The sequence below is a fragment of the Nonomuraea sp. NPDC049709 genome (assembly GCF_040674815.1).
GTDB lineage: Bacteria > Actinomycetota > Actinomycetes > Streptosporangiales > Streptosporangiaceae > Nonomuraea.
In genome coordinates, this window is the sequence record NZ_JBFANM010000067.1 from 15961 (window position 1) to 33866 (window position 17906).

A 17906-nucleotide genomic window follows, 5' to 3' on the forward strand; every position below is an offset into this window, starting at 1 on the left:
TCAGTCCCTGAGGGTGCTGCCGGTGAGGTGGAGGAACGTGGCCTCCAGGTCCGGTTCGATCACCTGGGTGGCCGTCACGGTGGCGCAGCCGTCCACGGCGGTGATGAGCGAGGGGAGCAGGTACCTGCCGCCCTCGGTGATCAGCCGGATGGACGTGGCGCCGGTCCTGACCGCCTCGATGACGCCCTCGACCGTGCGGAGCTTGGCCAGGGCGGTCTCCACGTCGCCGTCCAGCGACAGCTCCACCTTGTCGGCGCTGCCGACCAGGGAGATCAGCTCCTGGCGGGTGCCCTCGGCGATGATCCGGCCGTGGTCGATGATCGCCACGCGGTCGCACACGCGCTCGACCTCCTCCATGTAGTGGGAGGTGTACAGCAGCGACATGCCGTCCTCCACCAGCTGCTCGACGCCGTCGAGGATGGCCTTGCGGCTCTGCGGGTCCACGCCCACGGTCGGCTCGTCCAGGATCAGCACCTCCGGCCGGTGCAGGAGCGCGGCGCCGATGTTGATGCGCCGCTTCATCCCGCCGGAGTACGTGGCGAGCTTGCTGTCGGCCCGGACGGCGAGCCCGACCAGGTCGAGCACCTCGTCGATCCGCCCGGCCAGCTCGCGGCGCGGCAGGCCGAACAGGCGGCCGAAGAAGCGCAGGTTCTCGCGACCGGTCAGCTCCGGGTAGAGGGCGATCTCCTGGGGGACGTAGCCGATCTTGGCCTTGGCGCGCATCGGTTCGGCGGCCAGGTCCACGCCGCCCACCCGAACGCCGCCGGCGTCGGGGCGCAGCAGGCCCACGAGCATGGAGATCGTGGTGGTCTTGCCCGCGCCGTTGGGGCCGAGCAGCCCGTACGCCTCGCCGGGGGCGATGGCGAAGCCGACGTCCTCGACCGCGGTGACGTCGCCGTACCGCTTGCTCAGGCCGTGGCAGGAGAGGGTGTCCGTCATCGCCGCCACCCCGGCGCGTCGGGCGGGTCGCCCTTGTCGGCGGTGTTCGCGGCGAAGGCCTGGCGGGCCAGGTCCGCCCCGAGCTGGTAGTCCAGCGGGGTGTTGCCGTGCACGCGGTTCCACAGCACGTGGCTGTCGAGGACGTCGTCGCCGCCCCAGCCGCGCGAGGAGCCCAGGACGAAGGCGGCGCCCATGACCGACTCGCCGCTGGGGTGGTTGTCGTGGATGTGGTTGTCCACGACGCTGACCCGGTGGGTGCCGATCAGCGCGAGGCCGACACCCGAGATCGGCGGCCCCGCCGCGCCCAGCCCGTCGGGCCCGGCGCCCGCGGCCAGGCCGTTGCCGTGCAGCTCGTTGCCCGCCACCAGGCAGTCGGTGACCCCGCCGGGCGGCTCGCCCTCGTAGACCTGGTTGATCATGAGTATGCCGATCGCGTTGCCGTGGCAGGTGTTGTTCAGCACCCGGGCGCCGGAGGAGTTGTCGACGAAGAGGCCGAACGCGTTGGCGCGGGTCTCGTTGCCGGCGATCTCGTGATCGGACAGGGGGCAGAAGCTCAAGGCGGCGCCGGCGTACTGGCTGCCCGAGGCGCGGCAGCCGGTCACCCGGCAGGCGGTGGATTCGCGCAGGTAGACGCCCCAGACGGCGTTGTCCTCCGCGTCCACCTGGTGGACGGTGACGCCGGTGACCGAGTGCGCGTACACGCCCGCGCCGGAGAAGCCGCGCACGGTCAGCCCCTCGACGCGCACGCCGGCGACGTCCTGGCCGTAGACGGTGACGCCGCTGACCACGTCCGCCGCGGCGTCGTGCAGGCGGGGCACGTCGGGGGGCGCGCCGTCGCCCGGGACCAGGACGGTCCGGCCGGGGCCCGCGCCGACCAGGGTCACGCCGGAGTGCCTGATCCACACGCTTTCCGCATGGATGCCCTCGGCCAGCTCGATCCGCGCTCCGGGGCCGGACTCGTCCAGCACCCGCTGGATCGACTCGCCCGGCCGGACCGTTCTGCTCATGACGGGACCCCCTCTTCCTCGACGTAGACGACCGCCAGCGACACGAACAACCCGTCGCCCCGCCCCCACCGGGCGACCCCCACCGGGACGCCGTCGGCCGGGCGGAGGCGTTCGAGGGCGGCTCGGGCGCTGGCGCCGCGGACGGCGTAGGACGCGCCCCCAGTCAGCGGCACGCCTGTGGTGACGGCCAGTTCGGCGGCCGCCTCCTCCAGCAGCCGGGCGGCCCAGCCGGGGGGCGGTGCCGTCACGGCCTCGAAGTCGTGCCAGGTGAAGCCGGGCGGCCGGACGCCGACCGCCTTGATCAGGCTCTCCTTGACGGAGAACGCCGCCACGCCCGGCCCCAGAGCCCGCTCGGCCGGGGTGGAGACGTGCCGGGTGAACACCTCGCCGCCACGGGCCGCCGCCCTGGCCAGCCGGTCGGACTCCACGATGTCCACGCCCATGAGGACCGCCGGCGCGTCCACGCGCGTGAGGGCGGCGGCGGCGCTCACGCGAGGGCCCCGGCGAAGCGGGAGACGAAGGACTCCAGGGCTCCGGTGTACCGCTCGGCGCACTCGACCATCGGGATGTGGCCGCTGTCCTCGACGACCAGCACCTCGTTCGCGGGGTACGCGGCCAGCACGTCCAGCCAGGGCGCGACCGGGGTCATGCGGTCGTGCCGTCCCCAGACGTACAGGGAGGGGCAGCGCACCCGGTCCAGCGCCGGCCTGACCTGGTACCGGCGGGTGGCCTTGATACTGCGGGCCATGCTGACCATGGACTCCGGGCGCTGCAGCAGGGCACCGGCCTCGGCCATGCGCTCGGGGGCGAAGTGGCTGCGCCCGCTGTGGAACAGGGCCGCCACCATCCGCTCGCCGAACTCCTCGCCGAACGGGCGCACGCTCCCCCGCCGGTCGAAGCTCAGGCCGACGTCGGGGTCGGGGGTCAGGCCGGGGGCGCCGCTCACGACGATCCCGCGCACCCGGTCGGCGTGGCGGCCCGCCAGATCGATGGCCACCAGCCCGCCGAGCGAGTTGGCGCACACGACGGCCTCCGCCACCCCGGCGTCGTCGCAGGCCCGCAGCAGCGCGTCGCCGAGCCGTTCGATCGACCCGGCCACCTGGCGGTCCAGCGCGCAGATCGCCTCGTTCGTGCGCAGCACCGGCCACCCGCCCGCGGCCAGCCGGTGGAAGGGGTGGTCCCAGATCCAGCCACCGGCGAACAGCGCGGACATGAACACCACGGCCGGCCTGCCGTCGCCGGGCACGTGCTCGGCGGTGAATTCCAACATCGAGTTCTCCAGGTCGCTCGGTGGGGGCGGGAGGGCGGAAGGTCACAGGGTCGAGGCCTCGTCAGGGGTCCAGCCGCAGTCGCAGGTCGCGCCCGTGCCCGCCGCGACGACCGCCGAGCAGCCAGGGCAGCGGGCGTAGTCACGTGCGTGGACGGGCCGCCAGACACTGGTGTGGACGCGGGTGCACAGGCCGCTCTTGAAGAAGCGGCGCATGGCCCGCTGGTGCGGCCGGGCGTGGATGGCGCGCACCGACTCGGGGCGGTCGAAGGCGCTGAGGGTGAACTTGCGGTTGCCGATGTCGAAGGTGCTCACGCCGAGGAAGCCGCGGGCGGCCCGCAGTGACTTGACGATCTCCACGCTGAGCAGGTCCACGTCGGCGGCCTCGGCGTCGTCGCGCACCTCCAGCCAGGTCAGCACGAGCGCGCCGGGCCGTTCGGTACGGACGGTGGCGGCCCTGGCGCTCACCCCGAACTCGCGCGTCCCGTCGGTCCCGGGCACGAACCTGGCCGCGTAGCCGAGGGACTCGGCCAGCGCCAGCCGGTCGAAGTCCCGCCGCACGCGCGCGCCGTCCTCGTGGGCGGTCACCAGGTCGGTGCCGCGCACGGTGACCGCGCCGCCGGTGGCGGGGATGCCCAGGTAGGAGTCGCGGTGGTCGGCCGTGAGCGTCCAGGAGACGACGGCCGCGTCCGCGTCGCCGGTCACGCGGTCCACCTCGAAGCGAAGGCTCCGGAACCGGGCCAGCACCGCGGTCGCGTGCTCGGCCAGCGCGGGCCCGGCCAGCACGCCGCCGGAGTCCGGATCGGCGTAGGAGGCGACCGCTTCGGCGACCGCTTCGGGGTCGCCGTCGCACCACGCCCGCAGGTGCGCCTCGGCGAGCTTCCTGGCGTCCATCGTCACGTCACCCTCCCCGTCTTCCGCGCCGGGACTTCCGGCGGGCCCGCCGCAGGGCCCGCCGCCGGAACTGCCGCCTCCGGAAGGCGCGCCGGGTCCTCCGGCAGCCGGGCGGAGCGGAGCGCTACGGCGAGGGCGCGTCCGGCGGTGTGGCTGAGCGAGATCCGGATGTGCTCGCCGGCGCCCGCCAGGCCCGCCAGCTCGCCCGTCAGCCGTACGGCCGGCGGGTGGCCGTCGAGGCAGGCCGCGTCCGCCCGGCAGGCCGGGGTGGGCCGGGGCAGCACCTCCACCTGGCTGAGGCGTGCGGCGGTGGGCCGCACGGCGAGCAGGCGCAGCACCGCGTGCTTGCCCGCCAGCCGCCCCGCCCAGTGCTGGAGGGTGCGCCCGCGCGCGGACCTGACCCGCTCGGCGGGCGTGAAGACCGCCTCCAGGGGCAGCCCGCCGACGAGGTCCTGCGGCCGGCCGAGCCCCGCATAGCCGACCACGGCGCTGCCCCAGCGGCGCACCGGAGCCGCGTCCCCGCCGGCCGCCGCGGCGGCGACCCGGTCCACGCGGTTCACGCCGCCACCCCCCTGGCCAGGCGGCGCAGGGTCGTGGGGTCGGCCATGCTCAGGCAGCGGGCCTCGGCGCGGCGGGACAGGCCGGTGAGGACCTTGCTGTCCCCCACCTCCACACCGGGCACGCTTCCCTCGATCGCGGCAACGGTACGGGTCCACAGCACCCGCCCGGTGAGCTGGGCGATCAGGGCCTCGCGCAGGAGGCCGAGGTCGGTGGTGGGCTCGCCCGTGACGTTGGGCACGACGGGTACGCGCGGCTCCCGCATCGGCGCGGCCCGCACCGCCTCCGCCCACCCCGGCACGGCCGCGGCCATCAGCGGCGAGTGGAAGGCGTTGCCGACCCGGAGCGGCACGATCTTGCTGGCGTCGGTGGCCAGCTCCGTCAGCCGGTCGAGCGCGGGCAGCGCCCCCGAGACCACCACGTGCCCGGGCGCGTTCTCCAGCCCCACCACGACCGGCTCGCCGGGCGCGGAGGCGGCCTCGGCCAGCTCCTCCACCCGCGCGACGGGCAGGCCCATCACGGCCCGCATCCCGCCGGTGACGCCGACCTCGGCCATCAGCCGCGAGCGCGTCTCGACCAGCCGGACCGTCTGCGCCAGGTCCAGCACCCCGGCGGCGTGCAGGGCGCTCAGCTCTCCCACGCTGTGCCCGGCCACCACGGCGGCCTCGTAGCCCTCCTCCTCCAGTACGGCCAGCGCCGCCAGGTTGCAGGCCGTCACCGCCACCTGGGCGTGCTCGGTGGCGACCAGCCGCTCCATCGGCCCACGCGCGCACAGCGGCGAGATCGGCCGCGCCAGCAGCACGTCGACCAGGTCCAGCCGCTCCCGTGCCACGGCCCGGCGGCGCAGCCACGCGCCCATCCCGACGCGGACGGTCCCCTGTCCTGGAAAGAGAAAGCCGAGCATCAACGTCCACTCCCTTCGCGGCGGCCGGCTACAACCGGCGCCGCGGTCGCCGTTCCTCGTGCGCGGGCCGCTCGGTGCCGAGGAAGCCGAGCAGCAGCTTGTTGACCTGGTCGGGGGCGTCGAGGGGGAGCCAGTGACCGGCGTCCTCGATCCGCTCGTACCGCCAGGGGCCCTTGACGAACTTGCCGGAGCCGGCCATGCCCTCCTCCAGCAGCGCCTTGTCCCCCGCGCCCCAGATGCCGAGCGTCGGCGCGAGCACGGGAGGGAAGGGCCGCGCCGGGCGCAGCTCGGCGGCGGGCGAGCGGTTGGCGCGGTACCAGTTGAGCCCGGCGGTCAGCGCGCCGGGCCTGGCCAGGTCGCGCAGGTAGCGGTCGTGGTCGCCGTCGCGCCCCATGATCTCTTTGAACAGCCGCCAGCCGTTGCGCCGCAGCAGCTCCTCGCTCACCCCGGGGAACTGGTAGAAGAGCATGTACCACGAGGCCGCCCGCTGCTCCAGCGAGGGCGTGGCGAACACGCCGGGGTGGCCGACCGACAGCACGGCCAGGTGGTCGATCCGGCGCGGCATCAGGAAGGCGTACATCCAGGCGATGGCCGCTCCCCAGTCGTGACCCACGAGATGCGGCCGCCTGACGCCGAGCTTGATGCTGAGGGCCACGATGTCGTTGACGATGGTCTGCATGCCGTACGCCTCGGCCTCCTGCGGCTTGCTGGAGTCGCCGAAGCCGCGCAGGTCGGGCGCGATGACGCGGAAACCGCCCTCGACCAGGGCGGGAATCTGGTTCCGCCACAGGTAGGAGGAGTCGGGGAAGCCGTGGAGCAGGATGACGGGGTCGCCCTCGCCCTCGTCCACGTAGGCCAGGTCGACGTCGTTGACGCGTACGGTCTTCTTCTCCATCATGCCGTCTCCCTGAACAGGCGCTCCGCGAAGAACTCGCTGAAGCCGAACTCCGGTACGTCCTCGGGGGCGACCATGTTGAGCAGCCCGGTCACCTGGGCGGCGAAGTTCTTCGCCATCAGCCTGCGCACCCGGCGCCGGCGCTCGACGGCCGCGGGGCCGAACTCCACGTGCAGCCTGCTGATGATCGAGGCACCGAAGGCCAGCCGCTCCAGGCGGAACTCCCGCTCCGCCACGTACGGGGTGAACGCCGCGGGCGACCAGTCGCCGGAGGACAGGAGGATGTCGCAGACGGTCCTGGAGTCGCGCATCGCGCAGGACAGGCCGGTGCCGAGCACGGTGTCGGCGTTGCCCGCCTCGTCACCGATCAGCACCACGCCCTCGGTCAGCGGCGGCCCCTCCGGGACGCTGGACACCGACGGCCACACCGACAGCGGCCCGCAGGGGACGGCCTCGGTCACCGCCTTGCCCCGGTCGGGCAGGCATTCGAGCTCGAACGCGGCCAGGAAACGCTCCACGCCGCCCGGCCCGCGATAGCGGTGCTTGTTCACGGTGGGGAAGTTCAGGTAGAGGCGGGCGCGGCCGTACCCCTGGGGGAAGACCATGAACATCACGTCGCCCTCGGTGCCCATGGCCTGCACGTCGGGCGGCCAGGAGTCCATGCCCTCGACCATCATGCCGCCGCCCCAGTGGTGCATGGAGTTGCGCATGGTGACGCCGATCTGGCGGCCGATCGTGTTGCCGCGGCCGGTCGCGCCGAGCACGATGCGGGGCCGCAGCTCGTGCACGCCCTCGGGGCTCCGGTACGTCACGACCGGCTCGCGGCCGGGGGTGACCTCGATCTTGGCCGCGTCCATCACCAGCCGGGCCCCGGTCGCCACGGCCTGCTCGGACATCAGCTCGCACACGCTGTGGTGCGGGAAGGAGAACGGGCCGCCGATGCCGGGGATGAACCGGGTCATGTCGACGGCCTCGACCTCGTCCTCGGAGACGGCCTCGTCCCAGGTCATCCATTCGCGGATCTCCCAGCCGCCGCCGGCGGAGAAGCAGTCGTAGACGCCCAGCCGCTGGGCCTCCCTGATCCCCCAGGGCGCCAGCCACTCGCCGCGGACCAGATCCCGGTAGGCGTCCTGTTTCTCCAGCAGCACCACCGAGAGCCCGCCGGCGGCGAGCCTGCAGGCCGCCGACGCGCCCGAGATGCCGCCGCCGACGATGACGACGTCGGGCTGTTCCGGTCGTTGGGTCACGTCCCCCACCTCTCCCAGTAGGTGCGTTCTTTGGCGCTGTAGCGGTCGGCGGGACGGAAGTCGGTGCCCACCGTGTACGCGACCGGGATCATGCACACCTGCGTGACCCCGGAGGGGATGCCGAGCAGCCGCCCCACCTCGCGCTCGTGGGGCACGTGCAGGCAGGTGATGGTGCTGCCGAGACCCCGGCTGCGCAGGGCGAGCTGGAAGGACCAGACGGCCGGGAAGATCGAGCCGTAGAAGATGCTGGCCCGCGTCTCGCCGTGCCGGACCAGGTGACCGGGGTCCTCCGACACCTTGTCGGACATCCGCTCGCGCCAGGCGTCGTTGATGGCCGCGATGTCCGGCGGGCGCCCGAGGACGCACGGGATCACCAGGACGGGGACCGCCGCGATCGTCTCGGTGAGCGCCTGCGCCGAGGCGTGGTTGCGGCGGGCCTGCGCGTCGTTGCGCCGCCGTCCCGCCCTGGTCCAGATGTCGTTGAGGTGGAACTGCCACGACGAGCGGATCATCTCGGCCAGCCGCGCCTTGACGGCGGGGTCGGTGATCACCAGCCAGCGCCAGTTCTGGTGGTTGTTGGCGGTCGGCGCCTGGACGGCGACCTCCAGGGCCTCCTGGACGATCTCCCGGGGGACGGGCCGCTCCAGGTCGAGGCGGCGGCGTACGGACCGGGTGGTGGTCAGCAGGCGGTCGGTCTCGGCGACGTCGAACGGGGTCCCGCTCATACCGCCTCCAGCAGCACGGCCCCGCGTACGGATCCGGACGCGGCGGTCAGCACCAGCGCCCGGCCGACGGGGCCGGACAGGTCCGGCTTGGTCACGTAGGAGGCGAGTTCGCCGGCGAGCGGGGTGGTGAGGCCGGTCAGCGCGGGGGCGATCCGCTCCCGTACGGCCAGCGCGCCCAGGGCGATGTTCATGGCCCCGGTCGCCGCCTGGCAGTCGCCGGTCAGCGCGGCGGAGCTGGTGAGCAGCGTCCCGGGGGCGGCCCCGAGCACGGCGGCGGCCTCGTCGCCGTCCTCCGGCAGCCCGGTGCCCGCGCCGATCACGAGCCCCGGTGTGCCCGCCCCGATCAGGGCGAGGCTGCGCCTGACCGGTCCGGCTCCCTCGCCGCTCGCGTGCGCCGTCCCGGCCACCCGCGCGTACGGCCGGCCGCCCCGCTCCGCGCAGTGCTCGGCCGACTCGACCACGAAGGCCACGGCCGCCGATCCCGGGACGGGCCCGGCCGATCCCGCGCCGTACGGCACGAAGGCCTCGGCGGCGGACTGCGGGGCGGCGGTTTCGTCCGCCGCCACGACCATGACCACCTCGGCCTTGCCCGCTCTGATCATCTCCAGCGCGCAGTCGAGGGCGATCGAGGCCGACGCCCCGCCGTTGCAGATCGTGGTGGTCGGGCCGCGCAGGCCCAGCGTCTGGCAGACCGCGCCGCCGGTGGCGTTGAGCACGACGTTGGAGAAGCTGAGCACGGCCGGTTTGTTCGGGTTGAGCGCGATGCTCTCGTCGAACCCGCTGGTGCTCTCGGCCGACCCGGCGCCGGTGGCGAACACCAGCCCGACGTCGTCCAGCGCCTTCCTGGGCAGCTTCAGCCCGGCGTCCTCCCAGGCCAGCCGGGAGGCCGCGATGGCCATGCGGGACAGGTGGTTCATGTGCCGCCACAGCGAGCGCGGCGCGTACGTCCGCCCCTCCAGGGACGGCGGCCGGCCGGGCTCTTGGCGGCCCTCGGCGACGGCCTCGGTCACCTCGGCGATCCCGGCGCCGACGCCGGTCACCGGACCCAGCCCGGTGATCACGGCGTCGCGCCGGGGCAGCTCCTCGTGCTCGCGCGGGCCTCGGGGCCGGGTCAGCACGAGCGAGACGTTGTTGCCGCCGAAGGCGTAGTTGTTGGAGACCACGGTGTCGATGGGCAGGGTCCGGGCCCGGTTCGGCACGAAGTCCAGGCCGGTGTTCGTCACGGCGTCCGTCACGGCGTCGTCGTCGAAGCCGATCGTGGGCGGAGCCGTGCCGTGCCGCAGGGCCAGCACGCTGGCCACCGCCTCCACCGCACCGGCCGCGCCCAGCGTGTGGCCGAGGAAGGACTTGATGCTGCTGGTGGGCACCTGGCCGGCGCGGTCGCCGAAGACCACGCGCATGACCTTGGCCTCCATGGCGTCGTTGGCCGGGGTGCCGGTGCCGTGGCCGCTGACGTAGTGCACGTCGCCGGGGGTGAGGCCGGCGTCGGCGAGGGCCCGCCGCATCGCGCCGGCCCCGCCGCGGCCGGTGGGGTCGGGGGCGGTGGCGTGGTAGGCGTCGGCGGAGAGCCCGTAGCCCGCCACCTCGGCCAGCGGGGTGGCGCCCCGGGCCAGGGCCAGGTCCAGCGGCTCCAGCAGCAGGAAGGCCGCGCCCTCGCCGAGGTTGAGCCCGTCGGAGTGGCTGTAGGGGCGGCAGGGGCCGGTGCTCAGCGCCTGCAGGCCCGCGAAGCCCGCGTACGTGCCGAACAGCAGCGGGTCCACGCCGCCCGCCAGGACCGCGTCCGCCTCGCCGGTGAGGATCTTGTCCTTGGCCAGGCCGACGGCGTTGCCGCCGGCGGCGCACGCGGTGGAGACCAGGATGCGCGGGCCGCGCAGGCCCAGCCGCCCCGCCACCACGTCGCCCGTGCGGTGCATGGGCTGGTAGCGGCCCGCCGCGTCGGGGGTCGCCTGGCACTTGCCGAGGATGATCCCGAACCGCTCCGGGTCGGGCCCGCCGTCCGTCAGCCCCGCCTGCTCGATCGCCTGGCGGGCGGCGACGAGCGCGAGCCTGGCCGTACGGTCGTGGCCGGTGTCGGAGCCGGGAAGCTGCTCGTCGATCCACTCGTCGGGCACCTGGCCCGCGTGCCTCGCCGTGAACACGGCGAAGGCCTCGTCCTCGATCGGGGTGAGTCCGCCCTGGCCGGTGGTGAGCCGCCTCCAGAACTCGGCGGGGTCGCGGCCGGCCGCGCAGATGATGCCCAGGCCGGTGACCACGACGGGCCGCAGCGCCATGCTTGTCTCCTTCTCCGCGCCGCCCGATCAGATGATCGGGATGCTCCAGCTCTTGGGCACGATGTAGGGGCTGGTCAGCGTGGTCACGGGCAGGCCGCCGACGGCCAGGTCCAGCCCGGCCGCCGCCAGTTCGCCGTCCACCCTGGCCAGGCCGAGAGTGGCGCCGAGTCCGACGCTGTGCACGGCGTACACGACCTCGCCGATGTCCTGGCCGCCCGCCTGCACGCGGGTGCCGGGGACGGGCACGCCGGTGCAGCCGGTGAAGCCGACCGTGCGCCGCCCGCCGCCGGACTCGAACGCCTCGACCACGGCGTCCCTGCCGACGAACTCGTCCTTGGTGATGTCCACCAGCCAGTTGGCGCCGATCTCGATCACCGACGCGCCGGGGGTGGCCTCGTGGCGGGGGATCGGCTGGCGTACCTCCAGCATGGCCAGCTCCAGCGCCTCCAGCCCGGCCGGCTGCGCGTGCTTCAGCGATTGGCTCCACAGGCCGGCGGCGGACTCGATGGGGACGATCATCTGGTAGCCGTACTCGCCGGTGAGCCCGGTCCGGGCGAAGACGATGTCCACGCCGTCCCAGGTGGTGTCCACCACCGACTCGAACGGGAGCGAGGCGAGCTCGCCGTCGATCAACCGGCCCACCACGCCCCAGGCGTAGGGGCCCTCCAGGCCCAGGATGGTCAGATCGCCCGAACGGTCGGTGATCTCGACGTCCTCCTCCTTGCGCGCCAGCAGGTGCTCCAGCAGCCGGGTGCCCGCGCCGCAGGAGCTCTCCAGCAGGATCCCGTCGTCCCGGCCGAAGGCGAGGACCTGGTCCACGATCTGCCCGGACTCGTCCAGGACGAGGCTCATCATGCAGCGGTCGGAGGTCAGGTACTCCACGTCGCGGGCCAGCAGCCGCTGGGCGAAGTCGACGGCGCCGGAGCCGGTGATCTCGATGAGCCGGTGCCCGCTGAGGTCCAGGACGGCGGCGCGCTCCCTCAGCACGCCGTACTCGTCCGACAACGAGGAGAAGCGCAGCGGCACGGTGGCGTCGCCCACGTGGCCGTACGCCGTGTCCTCCGGATGCGTGGACGCGAGGACGCTTGCCATGTTCACACCTTTCGCACGGAACGTTGAGACGCCGGATCGGCGATCGTGAGGTTTCCTTCTGCGGCGACCTGTCCCTCGACCCGCGCCGAGACCCGGAACTCGGCGAGCCCGCCGCCGCCGGAGGTGCGCTCGGCCGTCAGGGTGACCTGGTCGCCGGGGACGATCGGGCGGCGGAACCGCATCGACCTGATCCCCGCCAGATAGCTGATCTCGCTGGCTCCCGCCAGGGCGTAGACCACCCCGGCGAGCTGGGCCATGGCCTCGACGACCACGACTCCCGGCAGCACCGCCTCGTTGGGGAAGTGCCCCTGGAACCACAGCTCGGTCCCGGCGACGTTCTTGGTGGCGGTGCCCTTGACGCCCGGCACCACCGAGCCGACCCGGTCGAGCAGCAGCATCGGCCACCGGTGCGGGAGCACCTGGCGGATCTGGTCGTGCGTGAGCCCAGTGATCGGGCCAGTGATCGGGCCGGCGGTCGGGCCGGCGGTCGGGCCGGCGGTCGGGCCGGTGGTCGGGCCGGCGGTCGGGCCGGCGGTCGGGCCGGTGGTCGGCGGCGCCTCGGCGGCCGGGGCCGCCTGGTCGGCGACCGTCATGCCGACGCCCGCAGCGCCGGGTTGACCTCGTCCGCGAGCCGCGACACCGAGCCGAACACCGCCATCTCGCTGTCGTAGAGCGCGACGCCGAACTCGGCCTCGATGGCCACGTAGAGTTCGAGCACGTCGAGGCTGTCGAGTTCGAGGCCGCGGCCGAACAGCGGCTGGTCGTCGGTGATCCAGTCCGGCTCGATCTCCAGGTCGAGCCGGGACACGATCATCTTCTTGATCTGGGCACAGGTCTGCTGCCGCTCGGCTGCCCTGGCGCGGAGTTCGTCGATGGTCATGCTTCTCCTTGTGACATGTGGGCGGGAGGGGTGCTCAGCCGAGGCCGCCGCCGTGAGCGACCACCACGGAGCCGGACATGTACGAGGCCTTGTCCGAGGCCAGGAAGCTCACGATGGACGCGATCTCCTCGGGCCGGCCCATCCGGCCGAGGCGGATGCGGGACTCGTACTGCCTCTTGAGGTCAGCCGGGACCTTGCGCGTCATGTCGGTGGCCACGAACCCGGGGCACACCACGTTGGCCCGCACCCCGTGCGGGGCCGCCTCGTTGGACAGCGCGTGGGTGAAGGCGATGATCGCGCCCTTGGAGGCCACGTAGTTGGTCTGGCCGGGGAAGCCCCCGTCGAGCCCGCTGGAGGAGGAGAGCGTCACGATCGCCCCGCTGCGCTGGTGCTGCATCAGCTTGAGCCCCTCCCGGCAGGCCAGGAAGGTGCCGATGAGGTTGGTCTCGACCGGGGCGCGGAACTGCTCCACGCTCATGGCGATGAGGTAGCGGTCGAACGTGATGCCGGCGCTGGTCACCAGCACGTCGAGGCGCCCGTGGTCGCTCCGCACACCGCGGAACATCCCGCGTACCGCCTCCTCGTCGGTGACGTCCGCCTGCACGGCCGTCGCGCTGCCGCCCTCCTCCTCGATCAGCGCGACGACCTCCTTGGCGTCCTGCTCGGACCGCGCGTAGTTCACGATGACGTGGGCGCCCTCCCGGGCCAGGTCGAGCGCGACGGCCCGGCCGATCCCGCGCGACCCGCCGGTCACCAGCGCCACGGCGCCCTGAGCAAACAGCATCATGGTCTCCAGGAATTCGACAATCGCCGATTGACTTATCTGGATCTTCACCGCTTAAGCTACTAAGCCGCTGTATCACGCCTGTATCACTCGGTTATCCGTGCATTGACCCGAACAATGGCGATATATGACTCTGGACGGCATGAAGGAGCTCGATGTCGAAGTTTTAGTGATCGGCGGCGGACCGGTGGGGCTTTGCGCCGCGCTTGAGCTCTCCCGCCACGGAATATCGACGCTGCTGGTGGAACGCCACTCCGGAACGTCCATTTTCCCGAAGGCCCGGCTCATCACCACCAGGACAATGGAGCTCTTTCGCGCCTGGGGCATCCAGGACGAGGTGGAGCGGGCGGGCATGCCGCGCGAGGAGTACCTCGCGGTCGGCGTCGGGAGCTCGCTGACGGCCGACGACTTCGTCAGGGCGGCCGCGGAGCTGAGCCGGGACGCCCCCCAGAGCCCCACCTACACCTTCCTGTGCGCGCAGGACGTGCTCGAGGTGATCCTGCGCCGGCACGCCGGGGCCGTGGCCGACGTCAGGTTCGGCGCCACCGTGACCCGCGTGACCCCCGCCGCGGACGGCGTCGAGGCCGTCGTGTCGGCCGCGGACGGCGAGACCCTGGTGCACTGCCGCTACCTCGTCGCCGCCGACGGCAGCCGCAGCCAGGTGCGGGAGTCCCTCGGCATCGGCACCGAGGGCCCGCCGCCGATCGGCCACATGATCAGCATCATGTTCGAGGCCGACCTCGGCTTCCTGCCCGCCGACCGGCGGGCCGCCCTGGCCTTCCTGCGCGACCCGCCCTGCGCCGTCGAGGCCGTGGACCACGAGCGGCGCTGGATGGTGCAGACGGGCTACGAGCCGGCGGAGGGCGGCAGCCCCGCGGACTTCACCGAGGAGGTGTGCCTGCGCGCGGTCCGCGACGCCGTCGGCGTGCCCGACCTGCCGGTCACCCTCCTGGGCGTCATGCCGTGGCTGCAGCAGGTCATGGTCGCCACCGCCTTCCGCGCGGGCCCGGTCTTCCTGGCCGGGGACGCCGCCCACGTGGCGACGCCGCAGGGCGGTTTCGGGATGAACTGCGGCATCCAGGATGCCCACAACCTGGCCTGGAAGCTGGCCGCCGTGCTGCGCGGGCGGGCCGGGGAGGGTCTGCTGGACACGTACGAGGCCGAGCGCCGGCCGATCGCGGGCCGCACGGTGGACGAGAGCCTGACCAACGCCCTGATCACCTTCCGGATGATGGAGGGGCGGCTGTCGATGGCCGAGGCGATCCGGCGGCAGGCGGATCGGCGCAGCTCCGAAGGGCTCGTGCTGGGCTTCCACTACACCTCCGCCGCCGTGCTCCCGGACGGCACCCCGCCCCCGGCGCCGGAGGACCCCTACCGCACCTACGTCCCGGTGGCCCGGCCCGGCCACCGTGCCCCGCACGTCTGGCTGACCGGCCGCGACGGCCAGGTCTCCACGCTCGACCTGCTCGGCCCGCACTTCACGCTGATGACCCCGGCGGGCAGCGGCTGGCTGCGGGCGGCCGGGGAAACGGAGCTCCCCCTCACCGCACTGGAGATCGCCGAGGCGGACACCACCGCCCCCCTCACCTCGCCGACCTGGGCCAAGGAGTACGGTCTCGGCCCCCGGGGCGCGGTCCTCATCCGCCCCGACGGCCACGTCGCCTGGCGCACCCACGAGGACACCCCCTCGGCGGCCACGCTGGCGACCGCCCTCCACGCCGTCCTGTCCCGCCCCTGAGGGGGTGCGGGCAGGGGTGTCAGGCGGCGGGCTGTCCGGCGGGGCTCGCGCGGCGGGAGCGTAATCGGGCCGCGGCCAGGCGCAGGGAGAGGGGGTTGCCGCAGGAGGTGGCGACGAGGTCGCGGACCGCCTGGGCCCGGGCCGGGGACGCGCCCACCAGCAGGCCCGCCAGCTCCCTGGCCGCCTCCTCCGGCAGCGGCGCCAGGAACGCGCGGTGCGCCCCCTGCCGCGCCACCAGGTCGTCCAGCGGGTCCTCGGCGGTGACGACGACCCGGCAGTGGGCGCCGCCGGGCAGCAGGGGCCGTACCTGGTCGCTGTCCCTGGCGTTGTCCAGCACCACCAGCACCCTCCCCCGGGCCGTGCAGCTCCGGTAGAGGGCGAGCTTCTCGGCGGGGTCGCCGGGCAGGTCGCAGGCGGGCACGCCGAGCGCGCGCAGGAAGCGGTCGAGGACGGCGCCGGGGTCGGCGTCCGTCATGTCCGCGTAGAGCTGCCCGTCGGGGAAGGCGTCGATCTGGCCGTGCGCCCACCGCAGCGCCAGCGTGGACTTGCCGACCCCGACCGGGCCGCTGATGACCACGGTGGCGGGCCCCGAGTCGTCCTGGAGCAGGGCGGCGTCCAGCGCGGCCAGTTCTTCGGCCCGCCCCACGAACGGCAGGACCTGCGGCGGGAGCTGGCAGGGCACGACGCCCGCCGCCCGGTGCGCCGACGCGGACTCGCCCATCGGCCGCATCAGGGCGGACTCGTCCCTGAGGATCTGCTCGTGCAGCCGCCGCAACGCGGGCCCCGGCTCCAGGCCGATCTGCTCCAGCAGGTAGCGGCGGGTCTCCTGGTACGTGCGCAGCGCCTCGGCCCGCCGGCCGGCGCGGTACTGGGCCAGCATGAGCTGGGCGCGCACCCGCTCGCGGAACGGCGACTCCGCCACGAGGGCCAGCAGCTCGGGGATCACCTGGTGGTGGCGGCCGAGCTCGATCTCCAGCTCCAGGCAGGTCTCCAGCGCCTCCAGCCGGGACTCCTCCATCCGCGCCACGTCGTAGCGCAACCCCCGGATGTCCTCGAACGGCCGCCCCTGCCAGAGCGCGAGCGCCTCGCGCAGCAGCAGCACCGCCGCCTCCGCCGAGCCGGCGGCGGCCAGCGTGCGCGAGCGCGCCACCATGGAGGTGAACCTGAGCCAGTCGATGCTGCCGGGCGCGGCCCTGAGCAGGTAGCCGGGGCTGGAGGTCTCGATCAGCCCGGCCCCCAGCGTACGGCGCAGCCGCGAGACGCAGATCGCGACCTGCCGCCACGCGCTGGGCGGCGCCGAACCCGCCCACACGGCCTCGATCAGCCGCTCCACGCTCATCACCCGGTTGGCGTTCAGCAGCAGGCTGGCCAGGATGACCAGCTCCCTGTTGGCGCTCATGGGCAGCTCGACGCCGTCCTTGACCACCGTGAGCGGGCCCAGCACGCGGAACTCGAAGGCGGGCCCCGGCTTCGCCGTCTCCATCACACCGCCGCCTTGACCAGCCGGCGTTCGAGCTCGTCGGCGGCTCGCACGGCGCCGCCCGCGGCCCTGATCTCCGCGCGCATCGCGGCGGTGGCCCGGCGTACGCGCTCGTCATCCGCGACGGCGAGCACCTGCTCGGCCAGCTTGCCCGGGGTCAGCCCGGCGGGATCCAGGGTGCGGCCGAGGCCCAGCTCCCCGATGCGCCGCGCGGGCGGCCGGTCCAGGGCCGTGGTGGGGACGACGACCAGCGGGCAGCCCCAGGACAGGGCTTCCATGGCGGTGCCGATCCCGCCGTGGGTGACCGCCACCGAGGCGTGGCGGAGCACGCTCATGTGCGACACCCACCGGCGCGCCTCGACGGTGGGCGGCAGCGGGCCGAGGTCGGCGGCGTCCATGCCGCCGGCCAGCGTGACCACCGTGCGCCAGGGCAGCTCGGCGAGGGCCTGGACGCAGGTGCGCAGCAGCTCGGGCCGGGTGGTGGCCACGGTGCCGAAGGACAGCAGCGCGACCGGCAGGCCGTCGCCCGGCGGCTCCCACTCGCTCAGGAACCGCCGTTCCCCCAGGCAGGGGCCGACGAAGGTGAAGCGTTCGTCGAAGGTCTCGCCGGCGAACTGGAACGAGCGCGGGATGGTCACCAGGTTGGCGTCCTGGATCTCCCACCACAGCTCGGCGGGGTCGTCGTGGACCCCGTGGGCCCGGGCCAGCGTGCCGATCCTGGCCAGCATGCCGTCCACCCAGCCCGGCAGCGCCCGGTCTAGCCCGCCGCCGTCCTCGCCCTCGTAGGTGGAGGCGAGCAGGGAGTAGTGGGCGTTGGAGGCGAAGATCGGGATGAGCTGGGTCGCCGGCAGGCCCGTCTTCCTGGCCAGGATGCGGCCGGCGTGCAGGATCGAGAAGTCGTACACGATCGCGTCGAGCCCGCCGGGCAGGCGCCCGGCCGCGCCGAGCATCGCCTCGCTGTCGTCCAGCAGGACCGAGAGCAGGCGCAGGGGGTCGTCCTCCAGCTCGCGCGTGTCCACCCGCTCGTACGGCGAGTCGTAGGTGACGGGCGTGGCCCCCGCCTCCGCCACCAGGGGGGCCGTGCTCTCGGCGGTGAGATAGGTGACGCGGTTTCCCCGTCGCGTCAATTCTGCGACCACGGCGAGCGTAGGAATTACATGACCGTGATCCGGATGACACATGAAAAGATAATGCCCCGTCATATGACAGTCTTTCGTTCAACCGCA

At 73.7% G+C, this 17906-nt stretch carries 18 protein-coding genes; 1 reads left to right on the forward strand and 17 read right to left on the reverse strand.

All coding sequences use genetic code 11. From position 1 onward, the window contains the following. The 15 genes from AB0J69_RS45875 to AB0J69_RS45945 are packed head-to-tail and all read right to left on the reverse strand — an operon-like array spanning window position 1 to window position 13465. The gene (locus tag AB0J69_RS45875; RefSeq protein ID WP_364131852.1) at window positions 1-939 is read right to left on the reverse strand and encodes an ABC transporter ATP-binding protein; all 939 of its coding nucleotides are present in this window, start codon (window positions 937-939) and stop codon (window positions 1-3) included. Then, entirely contained in the window at window positions 936-1946 is a 1011-nt protein-coding gene (locus AB0J69_RS45880) for a right-handed parallel beta-helix repeat-containing protein (protein WP_364131854.1), read from the reverse strand. Before AB0J69_RS45880 ends, AB0J69_RS45875 begins: the two co-directional genes overlap by 4 nt. Next, window positions 1943-2437: a hypothetical protein gene (locus tag AB0J69_RS45885; RefSeq protein ID WP_364131856.1), complete on the reverse strand. Its 495-nt coding sequence runs from the start codon at window positions 2435-2437 to the stop codon at window positions 1943-1945. The genes AB0J69_RS45880 and AB0J69_RS45885 overlap by 4 nt, the downstream gene beginning before the upstream one ends. Beyond that, window positions 2434-3216, reverse strand: a complete 783-nt coding sequence (locus AB0J69_RS45890; RefSeq protein WP_364131857.1) for an alpha/beta hydrolase — start codon at window positions 3214-3216, stop codon at window positions 2434-2436. The genes AB0J69_RS45885 and AB0J69_RS45890 overlap by 4 nt, the downstream gene beginning before the upstream one ends. A gap of 42 nt (window positions 3217-3258) precedes the next feature. Continuing rightward, window positions 3259-4107 (reverse strand): ester cyclase, encoded by an 849-nt coding sequence (locus AB0J69_RS45895; RefSeq protein ID WP_364131920.1) that lies wholly within the window; start codon window positions 4105-4107, stop codon window positions 3259-3261. Between the two features lie 2 nt (window positions 4108-4109). Further along, window positions 4110-4667 carry a hypothetical protein gene (locus AB0J69_RS45900; protein ID WP_364131859.1) on the reverse strand — a complete coding sequence of 186 codons (558 nt, stop codon included), beginning with the start codon at window positions 4665-4667 and terminating at the stop codon, window positions 4110-4112. Continuing rightward, complete coding sequence (locus AB0J69_RS45905; RefSeq protein ID WP_364131861.1) at window positions 4664-5569, reverse strand: ACP S-malonyltransferase; 906 nt, start codon at window positions 5567-5569, stop codon at window positions 4664-4666. Before AB0J69_RS45905 ends, AB0J69_RS45900 begins: the two co-directional genes overlap by 4 nt. A gap of 28 nt (window positions 5570-5597) precedes the next feature. Then, window positions 5598-6467 (reverse strand): alpha/beta fold hydrolase, encoded by an 870-nt coding sequence (locus AB0J69_RS45910; RefSeq protein ID WP_364131862.1) that lies wholly within the window; start codon window positions 6465-6467, stop codon window positions 5598-5600. After that, window positions 6464-7711: an FAD-dependent oxidoreductase gene (locus tag AB0J69_RS45915; protein ID WP_364131863.1), complete on the reverse strand. Its 1248-nt coding sequence runs from the start codon at window positions 7709-7711 to the stop codon at window positions 6464-6466. The genes AB0J69_RS45910 and AB0J69_RS45915 overlap by 4 nt, the downstream gene beginning before the upstream one ends. Further along, entirely contained in the window at window positions 7708-8436 is a 729-nt protein-coding gene (locus tag AB0J69_RS45920) for a nitroreductase family protein (RefSeq protein WP_364131864.1), read from the reverse strand. Before AB0J69_RS45920 ends, AB0J69_RS45915 begins: the two co-directional genes overlap by 4 nt. After that, a complete protein-coding gene (locus AB0J69_RS45925; protein WP_364131865.1) occupies window positions 8433-10706 on the reverse strand; it encodes a beta-ketoacyl-[acyl-carrier-protein] synthase family protein in 2274 nt (757 codons plus the stop codon). Before AB0J69_RS45925 ends, AB0J69_RS45920 begins: the two co-directional genes overlap by 4 nt. A 27-nt stretch (window positions 10707-10733) precedes the next feature. Then, window positions 10734-11798, reverse strand: a complete 1065-nt coding sequence (locus tag AB0J69_RS45930) for an aminomethyl transferase family protein (RefSeq protein WP_364131866.1) — start codon at window positions 11796-11798, stop codon at window positions 10734-10736. A gap of 2 nt (window positions 11799-11800) precedes the next feature. Further along, window positions 11801-12391: a 3-hydroxyacyl-ACP dehydratase FabZ gene (fabZ, locus tag AB0J69_RS45935; protein WP_364131867.1), complete on the reverse strand. Its 591-nt coding sequence runs from the start codon at window positions 12389-12391 to the stop codon at window positions 11801-11803. Then, window positions 12388-12678, reverse strand: a complete 291-nt coding sequence (locus tag AB0J69_RS45940; protein ID WP_364131869.1) for a phosphopantetheine-binding protein — start codon at window positions 12676-12678, stop codon at window positions 12388-12390. Before AB0J69_RS45940 ends, fabZ begins: the two co-directional genes overlap by 4 nt. A 34-nt stretch (window positions 12679-12712) precedes the next feature. Further along, window positions 12713-13465: a 3-oxoacyl-ACP reductase family protein gene (locus AB0J69_RS45945; protein WP_364131870.1), complete on the reverse strand. Its 753-nt coding sequence runs from the start codon at window positions 13463-13465 to the stop codon at window positions 12713-12715. A 139-nt stretch (window positions 13466-13604) separates the two neighbouring features. Here AB0J69_RS45945 and AB0J69_RS45950 point away from each other — a divergent pair, with 139 nt between their 5' ends. Next, a complete protein-coding gene (locus tag AB0J69_RS45950) occupies window positions 13605-15200 on the forward strand; it encodes an FAD-dependent oxidoreductase (protein WP_364131872.1) in 1596 nt (531 codons plus the stop codon). A 19-nt stretch (window positions 15201-15219) separates the two neighbouring features. Here the strand turns inward: AB0J69_RS45950 and AB0J69_RS45955 are convergent, their stop codons facing one another. Further along, a complete protein-coding gene (locus AB0J69_RS45955; protein WP_364131873.1) occupies window positions 15220-16683 on the reverse strand; it encodes an AfsR/SARP family transcriptional regulator in 1464 nt (487 codons plus the stop codon). After that, a complete protein-coding gene (locus AB0J69_RS45960) occupies window positions 16683-17882 on the reverse strand; it encodes a macrolide family glycosyltransferase (RefSeq protein WP_364131874.1) in 1200 nt (399 codons plus the stop codon). Before AB0J69_RS45960 ends, AB0J69_RS45955 begins: the two co-directional genes overlap by 1 nt. Window positions 17883-17906: the final 24 nt, after the last annotated feature.